Here is a 13,089-nt window from a genome sequence, read left to right as displayed (position 1 = left end):
GGCTCCTTGGCGAGGTCCGTGAGTGTTCCGCCCGGCACACGCAGTAAGGCCGTACAGATCTCCAGGGTGTCGGGACCGGTACGGAGCGCCACCCGGTGCGGCGGTCGGCGGTGCCTCCCGTCGCCCACTTGGACGGCGGCCACACAGGCGATGGTCGCCGCGGCCGTGGAGCGCGGCGTCTGTGCGACGCGCGGCTCCCGCCGCCGCTTCACGGACGCGGAGGGCTCCCTGACATCCCGACCGGTCGCCGACCACGGCGCGCCGGGTGAATCTGGGGGAGCGCCTTCCCGCGAAGCCGGGGCCCGGGCCGCAGACGCTGGAGGAAGCGATGGGTGTCCGCAGACTGATCCACGACTGGCCCGTCCGCCGCCAGTTCACCGGTTCCGACCCGCTCGGGCGCGGCCGGGCCGCGATGTCCTCCCGTACGGAGGCGCTCGGAGCGCGTACCGGGACCGCCGACCGGGTCGTCAAGTCCATCTGCCCGTACTGCGCCGTCGGCTGCGGTCAGCAGGTCTACGTCAAGGACGACCGTGTCGTACAGATCGAGGGAGATCCCGACTCCCCGGTCAGCCGCGGCCGGCTCTGTCCCAAGGGCTCGGCGACGCTCCAGCTCACCACCGGCCCGTCCCGCCGCCATCAGGTCCTCCACCGGCGTCCGTACGCCACGCGGTGGGAACCGCTCGATCTGGAGACGGCCATGGACATGGTCGCGGAACGGGTGGTCGAGACCCGCCGCCGTACCTGGGAGTGGGAACACGAGGGGGTGCGCACCGCCCGCACGCTCGGCATCGCGAGCCTCGGCGGGGCCACCCTGGACAACGAGGAGAACTACCTCATCAAGAAGCTGCTGACCGGTCTGGGCGTGGTCCAGGTCGAGAACCAGGCCCGGGTCTGCCACAGCTCCACCGTGGCCGGTCTCGGTACCTCGTTCGGGCGAGGCGGGTCCACCACGTTCATGCAGGACCTTCAGCACGCGGACTGCATCGTCATCCAGGGCTCCAACTACGCGGAGGCGCACCCGGTCGGCTTCCAGTGGGTCATGGAGGCGAAGGCGCGCGGTGCCCTGGTCATCCACGTGGATCCGCGTTTCACCCGTACCAGCGCGGTCGCCGATCTGCACGTACCGATCCGCGCGGGCAGTGACATCGCCTTCCTCGGCGCGCTGATCAACCATGTGCTCACCGAGGAGAAGGACTTCCGGGAGTACGTGCTCGCCTACACCAACGCGGCCACGCTCGTGAGCGAGGACTTCCGGGACACCGAGGATCTCGGCGGGGTCTTCTCCGGTCTCGACGAGGAGCTGGGCCACTACGACCGCACGAGCTGGCAGTACGAGGGCGCGGACGCGGCCGGCCGGCCGGAGCGGCAGAAGCGGGAGCGCGGAGACCGGCACGCCGAGGCCCGGGTCCATGAGGCCGGCCAGGCGGAGTCGCACGGTTGCGGCGGTGCCAGGGCCGACGCCCGGCCCGCGCGCGACGAGACGCTCCGGCATCCGCGCTGTGTCTACCAGATCCTCCGGCGGCACTACGCGCGCTACACCCCCGAACTGGTGGAGGAGACCTGCGGCATCCCCCGTGAGACCTTCGCGCGTGTGTGCGACGCCCTGACCGCCAACTCGGGCCGCGAGCGGACCAGTGCCTTCGTCTACGCCGTGGGCTGGACCCAGCATTCGGTCGGTTCGCAGTACATCCGCGCGGCCAGTGTGCTTCAGCTCCTGCTCGGCAATGTCGGCCGCACCGGCGGCGGTATCCAGGCACTGCGCGGCCACGCCTCCATCCAGGGCTCCAGCGACATCCCCACGCTCTTCAACCTCCTTCCCGGCTATCTGCCGATGCCGCACGCCCACGCCCACCGGGACCTGGCGTCCTACATCGACGCGAGCCGTACGGACAAGGGCTTCTGGGGCGACGCGCGGGCGTACTTCGTCAGCCTGCTCAAGGCGTACTACGGTGACGCGGCCACCGCCGGGAACGACTTCTGCTACGACCACCTGCCCCGGCTGACCGGCTCGCACTCCACCTACGAGACGGTCGTCGCCCAGCTCGACGGTGTCTGCAAGGGCTACTTCCTGATGGGCGAGAACCCGGCCGTCGGCTCGGCCAACACCCGTCTCCAGCGCCTCGGCATGGCCAATCTGGAGTGGCTGGTCGTGCGGGACTTCTCGCTGATCGAGTCCGCGACCTGGTGGCAGGACGGTCCCGAGATCGAGACCGGCGAGCTGCGCACGGAGTCGATCGGCACCGAGGTCTTCTTCTTCCCGGCCGCCGCGCACACCGAGAAGTCCGGCTCCTTCACCAACACCAACCGCTGGCTCCAGTGGCACCACGCGGCCGTCGAACCCGCGGGCGACGCCCGCAGCGATCTGTGGTTCATGTACCACCTCGGCAAGCGCGTCAAGGCGAAGCTGGCCGGTTCCACCGATCCGATGGACCGGCCCGTACAGGATCTGACGTGGGACTACCCCGTGGAGGGTCCCTACGACGACCCGGTCGCCGAAGCCGTGCTCGCCGAGATCAACGGGCAGGCCGCCGACGGTTCACCGCTGAGCGCGTACACCGAACTGAAGGACGACGGCTCGACGCGGTGCGGCTGCTGGATCTACTGCGGGGTGTACGCGGACGGCGTCAACCTGGCCGCCCGCCGCAGACCGCACACCGAGCAGGACTGGGTCGCCGCGGAGTGGGCCTGGGCCTGGCCCGCCAACCGCCGCATCCTCTACAACCGGGCGTCCGCCGCGCCCGACGGCACTCCCTGGAGCGCGCGCAAGGCGTATGTCTGGTGGGACGGCGCGCGGGGACGGTGGACCGGCCACGACGTCCCCGACTTCATCGTCGACCGCGCCCCGGACCACGTACCGCCGGACGGCGCGACCGGGCCCGACGCGCTGCGCGGCGACGATCCCTTCATCATGCAGGCGGACGGCAAGGGCTGGCTGTTCGCGCCCAACGGGCTGGAGGACGGGCCGCTGCCCACGCACTACGAGCCGCAGGACTCGCCGTTCGCCAACGCGCTGTATCCGGCCGTCGCACGCTCTCCCGTACGGCGGCTGCTCACCCGCGAGGGCAACCGGTTCCACCCCAGCGGCGACCGGCCGGGCGCCGACGTCTATCCGTACATCGTCACCACCCACCGGCTCACCGAGCACTTCACGGCCGGCGGGATGAGCCGCTGGTCGCCCTATCTCGCCGAACTCCAGCCGGAGTTCTTCTGCGAGATCTCCCCGGCACTTGCCGCCGAGCGCGGACTCCGGCACGGCGGCTGGGCCACCATCGTGACCGCGCGCAACGCCATCGAGGCCCGTGTGATGGTGACCGGGCGGATCAGACCGCTGACGGTGCACGGGCGTACGGTCCACCAGATCGGGCTGCCGTTCCACTGGGGGCCCAACGGCGTCTCCACCGGCGACGCGGCCAACGAACTGGTGGCCATCGCCCTCGATCCCAACGCGCACATCCAGGAGGACAAGGCCCTGACGGCGGACATCGTCGCGGGCCGCCGTCCCCGGGGCCCCGAGCTGCCCCGGTTCGTCGACGCGTACCGCAGGCGGGCCGGTATCACCGCACAGACCGGAACGGAGACGCGGACGTGACGCACCATCTGCTCAGTGGACCGGAACACGATCCCGCGCGGGACGCGGGCCATGAGAACGCGCCGCCGCGCGTCGGATTCTTCACCGACACCTCGGTCTGCATCGGCTGCAAGGCGTGCGAGGTGGCCTGCAAGGAGTGGAACGCGATCCCCGAGGACGGAATGGCGTTCACCGGGATGTCCTACGACAACACCCAGGGCCTCGGCGCCTCCACCTGGCGGCATGTGGCCTTCGTCGAGCAGTCCGTGCCGACGGGCGGAGGGCGTACGCGGCTGCCGCTCGTGTCGGGCGGCGGGACGGGCGGCGGGGAGGTGCGATGGCTCATGTCGTCGGACGTCTGCAAACACTGCACCCACGCCGCCTGCCTGGACGTCTGTCCCACCGGCTCGCTCTTCCGCACGGAGTTCGGCACGGTCGTCGTGCAGGACGACATCTGCAACGGCTGCGGATACTGCGTCCCCGCGTGTCCGTACGGTGTGATCGAGCAGCGGCCCTCGGACGGCAGGGCCTTCAAGTGCACGATGTGCTACGACCGGCTGGGCGCCGGACTGGAGCCCGCCTGCGCCAAGGCGTGCCCGACCGAGTCCATCCAGTTCGGCGAGCTCGACGAACTGCGTGAGCGGGCCGCGCTGCGGGTCGACCAACTGCACAAGGAGGGCGTCACCGATGCCCGGCTGTACGGGCACGACCCGCAGGACGGGGTGGGCGGCGACGGGGCGTTCTTCCTGCTCCTGGACGAGCCCGAGGTCTACGGGCTGCCGCCCGCCCCGGTGGTCACCACCCGCGATCTGCCGGTGATGTGGCGGCACGCGGCGACGGCCGCGCTCTCGCTGATGGGCGGCTTCGCGCTGTCGTTCGCGCTGAGCGCGCTCCCCGCGCGCACCGGAAGGACGCGCACCGGAAGGAGGGGACGGGCGTGAAGAGGCGGACGGACGACGTGACGGCCGCTGCCGGGGGGACGTCCGGGAGGACCCCGAACGCCCGCCGGCGCGGGCGGAACGGCGAGGAGCCGATGGTGCCCCGGGCCACCTTCGACTCGTACTACGGACGGCCCGTCATCAAGGCGCCCGGCTGGTCGGCCCGTGACATCGCGGGCTACTTCTTTCTCGGCGGACTCGCGGGCGCGGGCTCCGTGCTGGCCGCGGGCGCGCACCTGACGGGCCGTACGGCCACGGCGACGGTGATGAAGCTCTCCTCGCTCGCCGCGATCACGCTCTCGGCCGCCGCGCTCGTGAACGACCTCGGGCGGCCGGGCCGGTTCGCGAACATGCTGCGGGTCGTCAAACCGACCTCGCCGATGAGCGTCGGCTCCTGGCTGCTCTCCGCCTACGGGCCCTGCGCGGGCGCCGCCGCGCTCTGTGCCGCCACCGGCCGGCTGCCCAGGGCCGGAGTGGCCGCCACCGGCGCGGCGGCCGTGCTCGGGCCCGCCGTGGCCGCGTACACGGCGGTGCTCGCCGCCGACACCGCCGTACCGGCCTGGCACGGGGTCCACCGGGAACTGCCCTATGTCTTCGTCGCCTCGGCGACGGCCGCCGCGTCGGGGATGGCGCTCGTCCTCGCGCCGTCGTGCGAGAGCGGTCCCGCCCGGTGCGCCGCCGTGCTGGCGGCGGCGGGTGAGATCTCCACCATGTCGGCGGCCGAGCGACGGCTCGGAATGGTCGCGGAGACCTACCGCGAGGGCCGCGCGGGACGGCTGCTGCGGGCCGCCCGGGTGCTCACGGTGGCCGGCGCGGCGGGCGCGGCCCTCTACGGGCGGCGCAGCCGTACGGTGGCCGTGGGCAGCGGCGTCATGCTGCTCGCGGGCTCGGCCTGTACGCGGTTCGGTGTCTTCGCGGCCGGTGTCGCCTCGGCCGAGGACCCCGCGTACACCGTGCGCCCGCAGCGGGCCGCGAAGGACCGTGAGGGCCTCCGGGGAGCGGCGGGTTGTGCATGACGGCGACGGATGAGGTAGACACCTCTCCAGCGGGTCGATCGGCATTCGGGCCGCGCGACCGCTCGACTCTCCGAACGGTTGTGCATGCCTTCTTCACCGTCCCGCCAGGAACCGCCGCGGGGACCGTCCGCCGCGTCCGCGCAGAACGCGCTTCCGCAGCACCACGGCATCTTCCTGGAGCCGCGCTACACCGTCGAACTGCCGCCCCTGCCCGAGGGTGAGGGGGAGGACGACGGCGGCGGCATGGACAGCGTCCCCGACAGGGCCATGGACAGGTCCTCCGACCGATGGTCCTCGGACCGGTCCTCCTCCGAGAGATACTCCTCGGGGTCTTCCGCACGGCGCCGTACGAACGCCCCGCGTCGCGGGTGAGCGCCGACCGGACGGGCCAGGTGATCACCCGGCCCGTCGGTCGTCGGCCCGCTCGAAGTCGATGCGGTAGTACTTCAGCCGCTCGTCCTGCGCGACGAGCCTCATTCCGACCGCGGCCATGACGCGCTGGGACGCGGTGTTGTCATGGTCGGTGTCGCCCTGTACGGAGGTGATGCCGCGGGCGCGGGCGAAACCCAGCAGCGCGCGCACGGCCTCGGAGGCATATCCCCTGCCGTGCGCCGACGGGATCAGCCCGTAGCCGATCGTGACACCGAGATCCTCGTCGGGCGCGCCGTGGAAGCCGAGGCCGCCGATCGCGCGGCCGTCCTCGCGCAGACGGATCTCGTACGCGCCGAAGGGCCGGGGGTCGCCCGTGATCGCACAGGTCGTCAGATAGCGCCTGGCGCCCACCATGTCACCGTCCGCGGGATAGCCGGGTGCCCAGCGGTCACCGTCCTCGGGCTCGCCGGCCGCGACACGCTCGGCCTCCACCAGACTCAGCGGGTGGAGCAGGAGCCGTTCCGTCACAAGATCATCCATGACATGGAGACGTATCACGCGCGGTGTCCCGGCCACAGCCGGTTCACCGGACCACCTGGTGCCGTACGTCCGGAGGCCACCGGGCCGTCAAGAGCGCGTCAAGAGACCCGGGGCCGACGGCAGAGGCACGTCAAGGCCGCCGGTGTGCCGTGCGCGCCGGGCCCGCGCGGGTGGAGGCTGGAGGGACGGGCTCCGCCACGGCGGGGGAGCCCGGGACGGCTCTTCGCGGGGCACGCCCCATGGACGAGGTACGGCGAGGTGGACCATGACATACCCGCTCCGTGACCGTGCCGCCCTGGCCGCGGCCCTCGCGGCGCCTCTGCTGGTCGCGCTGCTGCTGGTGCCCTTCCGTACGCATCTGGCGGGCACCAACCTGGCGCTGGTCCTGGTCGTGGTGATCGTGGCGGTGTCGGCCCTGGGCAACCGTGTCGCCGGCGCGCTCGCCGCGCTCTCCGCGGCGGTGTGGTTCGACTTCTTCCTCGCCCGGCCCTTCGAGCGCCTCACCATCGCCGACCCGAACGACATCACGACGGCCGTCCTGCTGGTGGCCGTGGGCCTGGCCGTGTCGCAACTGGCCGTGCGGGCCCGCCGGCTGCGGGTGCTGACCGTGGTGGACTCGGGCCTGCTCGCCCGGATCCACGACACCGCCGCGCTCGCCCGTTCCACCGGTTCTCCCGACGCCGTGGTGGACCAGGTCAGCCGCCATCTCGTCGAGATCCTGCGGCTGCGCGGCTGCCGCTTCGAGTACGGCACCCTGCTCGGCCATCCGGCCCGGCTGCTCCAGGACGGCACGGTCGCCGTGGACGGCCGGCCCTGGGACCTGGAACGGCTGGGCTGGCCGGGCGGCGAGACCGAGATCAGGGTCTCCGGCCACGGCCGCTATCTGGGCCGCTTCATGCTCCGCCCCAGCCCCGGCCTCGTCCCCACCCGTCAGGTGCGCCAGGTCGCGGTGACACTGGCCGAGGACGCGGGCGCCGCGCTCGACACCGTGGGCCCGGTCCTGGACCGATGAGTTACGTTGGGCCCGCCCGGCGTGCGCGAAGACCAGGGGGAGAGCCATGGCGCGGGATCAGGACGGTGCGGTGCCCCACCGGCGGCCCGGCGGAGGCCGGGCCGCGCGGACACGGGCCGGGTTTCTCGGCCGCGCGGTGGCGGGCGTCGTCGCCGTCGTCGTGGTGAGCGGTTGCGCGGGCGCCGCGGACACCTCGGTGGAGGGCTCCGGGGGGCGGGCGCGGGCGAGCGAGAGCCCTCCGGGCGCCGTACGGCACGACCGGAGGCCCATCCAGGACCGGTTCCCCGAGTTCGGCGACATCAGCGGGACCTCCTGGGTGTCGGACGTCCTCAACGACGGCCGATCCGGGGTCCCGGGCCCCTCGGACGTGCGACTCACGGGTGTGGCGTCCCTGTCCGCCGCCGCGGTCGCCGCGATCTCCGAGCGGTACTCCTGGAAGACGTCTCAGCCGCCGTCCTCGGTGCCGGAGGCGCTGCTGTCCGAGCTGCCGGCCGACGGCGACTGGCGGACCAGCGCGGACTTCGACGCCGCGGTGACCCGGGGCGAGTACGACGGAACGTTTCATCTGAGCGCCGAGCGCGGTGTGGTCCTGTTCGACGCCGTCAATCCGGTACGCCGTTCCTCGTAACGGTGCCCGGCCGGGATACGGCCCGCCAGGACCGCCGAGGCGAGCGCCGCGTGATCGGCCGCGTTCCGGTCCGCGTAGCGCAGCGAGAAATCGGCCAGGGCACGGTCGAAGATGTCATTGGTGCCGAGATAGTGGGCGATGGCGATCCGGTCGCCCGAGCGCGCGTGCGTACGTGCCAGGGCCCGGCCGCACAGCCACGCCTGGTCGTACAGCAGCGACGGCGACAGGTCGTCGATCGTGAGGGACGCCTTGGTGTCACGCAGCTGGCGCCAGTAGAAGTGACGGCCCTCGGGGCCGGTGACCCAGCCGAGGAAGAGATCGCCTCCCGTCTGGAGCAGCCGCTGTCCCGCGACAATGCGGTGGCCCTGATGGGCGTAGCCGCTCGGCTGGAGATGAGGCTCCAGGACGGACCGCTCGGCCTCCTTGATCTGGAGGATGAGCAGATCGTCGGTGTCACGTCCCGCCAGCAGCACGACATGGCAGCGCAGACCGACACCGGCGACGCCCACCACCTTGCGGGCCGCGTCCACGAAGCGGTACCGGTCGAGCAGCGTCCGCCGTTCCTCCGGGAGCGTGGACCGGTAGCCGATGAAGATACGGCGCAGCATGGCCATGTCGAGCCGCCCGACCGGTTCGAGCAGCGGCGGGTCGGGAGCGATCCTGCGCCGGCCGTCCGCCAGATCGGTCAGCTCCTCCAGCGCCCGCAGGGTGGTGCGCGGCCGGGCGGGCGGCAGGCCGGGACCGAGGCGTTCGCGCCGGCCCGAGCGCACGAGCGGCAGTATGTCGGCGGTGTCGATGTGCTCGTACCAGACGTCGAGTTCACCGAGACCGGCCAGCCGGTGCATCGAGGTGCGGTAAGCCTCGGCCGCCGCGTGGACCGCGGCGCGGGCCTCGGTGTCCGACTGCCCGTTGTCGCGGGCGGCCACCGCGATGCTCACCGCGAGCCGTTTCACATCCCATTCGAAGGGCCCCGGATGGGTCTCGTCGAAGTCGTCGACATCAAAGAGCAGGGCGCGGTCGGACGAGGCGAAGGCACCGAAGTTCAGCAGCTGGGCGTCGCCGCAGAGCTGCACGGTCAGCCCCGAGCGCGGCTGGGTGGCCAGATCGGCGGCCATCACGGCGGCGGCGCCGCGCAGAAAGGCATACGGGGAAGCGGCCATCCGCTCGTACCGCAGGGGCAGCAGTTCGGGCACGCGGGTGGCGCTCTGCCGGGCCAGTGACATGAGCGGATCGAGCCGGTCGGCCGCCGGTATCCACAGCCCGTGCGAGGAGCGCGACGCCTCTCTGCGCGCGGCCCTGCCGCGTGCCGCCCGGTCGGCGGGGGTGAACATGAGAGGCCCCTCTCGCTCCGGTGGTGGGTGCCGCGGCACGGTTGCTGAGCACGAGCATTCCGTCCCGGCGCGCGGGCGGCCCGGCGGGAGGCGCATTCGGGTGGTCCTGACAAATGCCGAACCGTACCTGTGGGGGTGCTCTGCGTGGCATGCTCGACAAGCGCCCTTACCGGCGACAACACCGCGCGTCCGTACGGTGATTCGGGAGGTCGGATGGACATGGGCCGGGAATCCGCAGACACGCCGTCGGCTCGCACGGGCACACCTCGTGCGGGCGGCCCGTCGGACCGTACGGACCGGAGCGCGCGGGCACGGCGGGCCGATCGCGCGTACGGGACCGGCCATCGGCCACCGGGCACGGACCGGCCGGCCGACCTGGGACAGGACCGACGGGCCCAGCGCCGTGAACGGCTGCTCACCACCGCGCTCGGCCTGTTCACCACCCGTGGGTACGCGGCCACCTCCATCGAGCGGATCTGCGCCGGGGCCCATGTCTCGATCCGTGCCTTCTACGAGGAGTTCGAGAGCCGCGAGGCGGTGCTGATCGCGCTCCACAACGACGTCGCCCGCGCCGGTATGGAAGCGGTCCTGACGGTGCTCAGCGATCCGGCGGCGGAGAGCGCGAGCACCCGCGACCGGATCACGGCCCTGACCCGCGCCTACGTCGACGCCGTGACCGCCGATCCCGCGGCCGCCCGGACGGCGTTCATCGAGGTCGTCGGAGCCGGGAAGGCCCTGGACGATCACCGGCTCCTGTGGCGCGGTCTGTGGGCCGGCTTCCTCACCGGCGAGGCGGAACGGGCCGTCGGGCGGGGCGAGGCCGTACGGCGCGACCACACACTCGCCATGGTGGCCCTCATCGGGGCCGTCAACGAACTGATGGCGCACTGGGCCCGCGACAGCGGCTCGCTCTCCCGGCGGCGGCTGGCCGACGAACTGGTCCACCACGCCCTCGCCACCCTCGGGATCCCGCCGGACACCCCCTCCCACCAGGACGTCCCGCGAGGTCCGGCGCGGACCGGGTGACCGGCGGCGCATGATCCTCGTGTCATGGCCGCTGCGCCGAGGCGGCTAGCCTGAGAGCACGATGAACCGTTTGACGACACCCTGGGGCGAGTTCGGCCTCACCCGATTCCCCGAACTGCCGCGCGACACGCTACGCGCGTGGGACACCGCGGACGAGTATCTGCTGCGGCATCTCGCGGGGACCGACACCGACACCGGCACCGGCCCGACGGACCTCTCGGGCACCGTGGTCGTCCTGGGCGACCGGTGGGGCGCCCTTACCACCGCGCTCGCCGTCCGCAGGCTCGATCAGCTCCGCGCGGAGCCTCTCGTGCAGATCACCGACTCGTATCTCACCCAGCGGGCGACCCGTGCCAATCTGCGGCGCGGCGGCGCCGACACGGAGGCGGTGCGGCTGCGGTCCGTCAGGGACACCCCGCCCGACCGGATCGACGTGCTGCTGATCCGGGTCCCCAAGAGCCTGGCGCTGCTGGAGGACCAGCTGCACCGGCTCGCACCGGCCGTGCACCCGGGAACCGTCGTCATCGGTACGGGCCGGGTCACCGAGATCCACACCTCCACACTGCGGCTCTTCGAGCAGATCCTCGGACCGACCAGGACCTCGCTCGCGGTGCGCAAGGCGCGGCTGATCCTCTGCGAACCGGCGGCGGACCGGACCGGCGCACCCAGCCCCTGGCCGCACAGCTACGCGCTGCCCGAGGGGCTCGGCGCGGTCTCGGGCCGGACCGTCGTCAACCACGCGGGGATCTTCTGCGCGGAACGGCTCGACATCGGCACCCGCTTCCTGCTGCGCAACCTCCCGCGCCGCCACGGTCCCGAGCACGTGGTCGACCTCGGCTGCGGCAACGGTGTGATCGGCACGGCGGCGGCGCTGGAGAATCCGGCGGCCCGGGTGACCTTCGTCGACGAGTCGTTCTCGGCGGTGGCCTCGGCCGAGGCCACCTTCCGCGAGAACGTCGACGCCGCCGCCCCCGCGGACTTCCTGCTCGGTGACGGTCTCTCGGACATGCCGGCGGGGACGGCCGATCTGGTGCTGAACAATCCGCCGTTCCACTCCCACCAGGCGACGACCGACGCGACGGCCTGGCGGATGTTCACCGGGTCGCGTGCCGCGCTGCGGCCCGGCGGCGAGCTGTGGATCGTCGGCAACCGTCATCTCGGCTACCACATCAAGCTGAGACGGCTCTTCGGCAACTGCGAGACCGTGACGAGCGATCCCAAGTTCGTGATCCTGCGGGCCGTCAAGCGCTGAGCCTCGCATCTGCCAGAGGGGACGGCTTCAAGGCTTGTAGATGCGAGGGCGAGCGGCCTATCTTGTCGCACATGCAGTCCTACACGATCGGTCAGGCGGCCCGGCTTCTCGGGGTGAGCCCCGACACCGCGCGCCGCTGGGCCGACGCCGGCCGGGTCGCGACCCATCGTGACGACGGCGGTCGCCGTCTGATCGACGGCCGCGCGCTCGCGGCGTTCTCCGTCGAGGTCGCGCAGGGCGGCAGCGGCGAGGACGACGTCTCGTACACCTCGGCGCGCAACGCGTTCCCGGGCATCGTCACCGCCGTCACCCTCGGCGATGTCGCGGCACAGGTGGAGATCCAGGCGGGACCGCACCGACTTGTCTCCCTGCTCACCAGGGAGGCCGTCGAGGAGCTCGGGCTCGAAGTCGGCATGGAGGCGACGGCCCGGGTGAAGTCCACGAGCGTGCACATCGACCGCGCCTGACCGATGTGGTCCGTCGGGCCGTCACCGCTCACGGGCCCCGGCCCGCTGTGACGTGCCCTGCTCCACGAGCCACCGCACCACACGAGCGATCGCCCCGCACGAGCCACCGCACCGCACGGGCCGCCGCCGTCGGCCCGTCCGCTCGCGTGCCCTTCCGGGCCCGTACCGCAAAGGAGTCCCCTCATGTCCTTCGCACTCACCCGGCGCCGCGCCGCCACCGCGCTCGTGTCCGCCGCCCTTCTCCTGCCGCTGACCGCGTGCGGCGGCGGTGACGACGTCAAGGAGGAGTCCGCCCCCACGGCCGACCCGTCGGCGAGCGCCGCGCCGAAGGCGGACCTGACCGTGCTCGCCGCCTCGTCGCTGACCGATGTCTTCGAGACGGCGGGCGCCGCGTACGAGAAGGAGAATCCCGGCACGAAGGTGACGTTCTCCTTCGCCGGCTCGCAGGAACTCGCCGCCCAGGTCGAGCAGGGCGCCCCGGCCGACGCGCTGGTCACCGCCGACACCAAGACCATGGACGGGCTGAAGGGCGACACCGGCACGCCGACGGTCATCGCGAAGAACCGGCTGGTGATCGCCACCGTCGAGGGCAATCCCGACAAGGTCGGGAATCTGAAGGACCTCGCCGATCCCAAGCTGAAGGTCGTCCTCGCCGCGCCCGACGTCCCGGTGGGCCGGTACAGCCGTCAGGTCCTCGAAGCGCAGGGCGTCACCGTGAAGCCGGTCTCCGAGGAGCCGAACGTCCGCGCCGTACTGAGCAAGGTGGAGCTCGGCGAGGCCGACGCGGGCATCGTCTACAAGACCGACGCCGACTCCGCACCCGACAAGGTCGACGCCGTGGAGATCCCCGACGCGCAGAACGCCATCGCCGAGTACCCGGCCGCCACCCTCAAGACGTCCGGGCACAGCGCCGCCGCGGCGGCGCTGTGCCCGGACGTC

At 72.3% G+C, this 13,089-nt stretch carries 12 protein-coding genes; 10 read left to right on the top strand and 2 right to left on the bottom strand.

Annotation, left to right across the window (positions count from 1 at the left end):
- Nucleotides 1-328 precede the first annotated feature (328 nt).
- From fdh to BFF77_RS07540, 4 genes are all read left to right on the top strand, one after another.
- Complete coding sequence (fdh, locus tag BFF77_RS07555) at nt 329-3,589, top strand: formate dehydrogenase (protein ID WP_066945280.1); 3,261 nt, start codon at nt 329-331, stop codon at nt 3,587-3,589.
- Nucleotides 3,586-4,509 (top strand): 4Fe-4S dicluster domain-containing protein, encoded by a 924-nt coding sequence (locus BFF77_RS07550; RefSeq protein ID WP_066945277.1) that lies wholly within the window; start codon nt 3,586-3,588, stop codon nt 4,507-4,509. The genes fdh and BFF77_RS07550 overlap by 4 nt, the downstream gene beginning before the upstream one ends.
- A gap of 92 nt (nt 4,510-4,601) precedes the next feature.
- Complete coding sequence (gene nrfD, locus BFF77_RS07545) at nt 4,602-5,522, top strand: NrfD/PsrC family molybdoenzyme membrane anchor subunit (RefSeq protein WP_066945319.1); 921 nt, start codon at nt 4,602-4,604, stop codon at nt 5,520-5,522.
- Between the two features lie 84 nt (nt 5,523-5,606).
- Nucleotides 5,607-5,894, top strand: a complete 288-nt coding sequence (locus tag BFF77_RS07540) for a hypothetical protein (protein ID WP_066945274.1) — start codon at nt 5,607-5,609, stop codon at nt 5,892-5,894.
- Nucleotides 5,895-5,918: 24 nt separating this feature from the next.
- Here the strand turns inward: BFF77_RS07540 and BFF77_RS07535 are convergent, their stop codons facing one another.
- The gene (locus BFF77_RS07535) at nt 5,919-6,434 is read right to left on the bottom strand and encodes a GNAT family N-acetyltransferase (RefSeq protein ID WP_066945316.1); all 516 of its coding nucleotides are present in this window, start codon (nt 6,432-6,434) and stop codon (nt 5,919-5,921) included.
- A gap of 265 nt (nt 6,435-6,699) precedes the next feature.
- Here BFF77_RS07535 and BFF77_RS07530 point away from each other — a divergent pair, with 265 nt between their 5' ends.
- Together BFF77_RS07530 and BFF77_RS07525 are read left to right on the top strand one after the other, a co-directional pair.
- Nucleotides 6,700-7,446: a DUF4118 domain-containing protein gene (locus BFF77_RS07530; RefSeq protein ID WP_066945271.1), complete on the top strand. Its 747-nt coding sequence runs from the start codon at nt 6,700-6,702 to the stop codon at nt 7,444-7,446.
- 46 nt (nt 7,447-7,492) lie between these two features.
- Entirely contained in the window at nt 7,493-8,074 is a 582-nt protein-coding gene (locus BFF77_RS07525) for a hypothetical protein (RefSeq protein WP_066945269.1), read from the top strand.
- Here BFF77_RS07525 and BFF77_RS07520 read toward each other — a convergent pair.
- Nucleotides 8,008-9,405 carry a DUF2252 domain-containing protein gene (locus BFF77_RS07520; protein ID WP_066945267.1) on the bottom strand — a complete coding sequence of 466 codons (1,398 nt, stop codon included), beginning with the start codon at nt 9,403-9,405 and terminating at the stop codon, nt 8,008-8,010. The two genes, BFF77_RS07525 and BFF77_RS07520, sit on opposite strands and share 67 nt — an antisense overlap.
- Nucleotides 9,406-9,624: 219 nt before the next feature.
- Between BFF77_RS07520 and BFF77_RS07515 the strand changes: the two genes are divergently transcribed.
- The 4 genes from BFF77_RS07515 to modA form a co-directional block, all read left to right on the top strand.
- Entirely contained in the window at nt 9,625-10,431 is an 807-nt protein-coding gene (locus BFF77_RS07515) for a TetR/AcrR family transcriptional regulator (protein WP_169922628.1), read from the top strand.
- Between the two features lie 61 nt (nt 10,432-10,492).
- The gene (locus BFF77_RS07510) at nt 10,493-11,683 is read left to right on the top strand and encodes a methyltransferase (RefSeq protein WP_066945264.1); all 1,191 of its coding nucleotides are present in this window, start codon (nt 10,493-10,495) and stop codon (nt 11,681-11,683) included.
- A gap of 71 nt (nt 11,684-11,754) precedes the next feature.
- Nucleotides 11,755-12,150 (top strand): TOBE domain-containing protein, encoded by a 396-nt coding sequence (locus tag BFF77_RS07505; RefSeq protein ID WP_066945261.1) that lies wholly within the window; start codon nt 11,755-11,757, stop codon nt 12,148-12,150.
- 183 nt (nt 12,151-12,333) lie between these two features.
- Nucleotides 12,334-13,089: molybdate ABC transporter substrate-binding protein (gene modA / locus BFF77_RS07500; protein WP_066945259.1), on the top strand; the 756-nt coding region annotated here is incomplete at its 3' end.

Source organism: Streptomyces lushanensis (assembly GCF_001700515.1).
Classification (GTDB): domain Bacteria; phylum Actinomycetota; class Actinomycetes; order Streptomycetales; family Streptomycetaceae; genus Streptomyces; species Streptomyces lushanensis.
Note: the sequence above shows the minus strand (reverse complement) of the source record. Positions and strands in the feature narration are given on the sequence as shown.

Coding starts and splice junctions, on each gene's coding strand:
- BFF77_RS07505 (WP_066945261.1), top strand. CDS start 11,755: ATGCAGTCCTACACGATCGGTCAGGCGGCCCGGCTTCTCGGGGTGAGC.
- BFF77_RS07535 (WP_066945316.1), bottom strand. CDS start 6,434: ATGGATGATCTTGTGACGGAACGGCTCCTGCTCCACCCGCTGAGTCTG.
- fdh (WP_066945280.1), top strand. CDS start 329: ATGGGTGTCCGCAGACTGATCCACGACTGGCCCGTCCGCCGCCAGTTC.
- BFF77_RS07520 (WP_066945267.1), bottom strand. CDS start 9,405: ATGTTCACCCCCGCCGACCGGGCGGCACGCGGCAGGGCCGCGCGCAGA.
- BFF77_RS07525 (WP_066945269.1), top strand. CDS start 7,493: ATGGCGCGGGATCAGGACGGTGCGGTGCCCCACCGGCGGCCCGGCGGA.
- nrfD (WP_066945319.1), top strand. CDS start 4,602: ATGGTGCCCCGGGCCACCTTCGACTCGTACTACGGACGGCCCGTCATC.
- BFF77_RS07510 (WP_066945264.1), top strand. CDS start 10,493: ATGAACCGTTTGACGACACCCTGGGGCGAGTTCGGCCTCACCCGATTC.
- BFF77_RS07515 (WP_169922628.1), top strand. CDS start 9,625: ATGGGCCGGGAATCCGCAGACACGCCGTCGGCTCGCACGGGCACACCT.
- BFF77_RS07540 (WP_066945274.1), top strand. CDS start 5,607: ATGCCTTCTTCACCGTCCCGCCAGGAACCGCCGCGGGGACCGTCCGCC.
- BFF77_RS07530 (WP_066945271.1), top strand. CDS start 6,700: ATGACATACCCGCTCCGTGACCGTGCCGCCCTGGCCGCGGCCCTCGCG.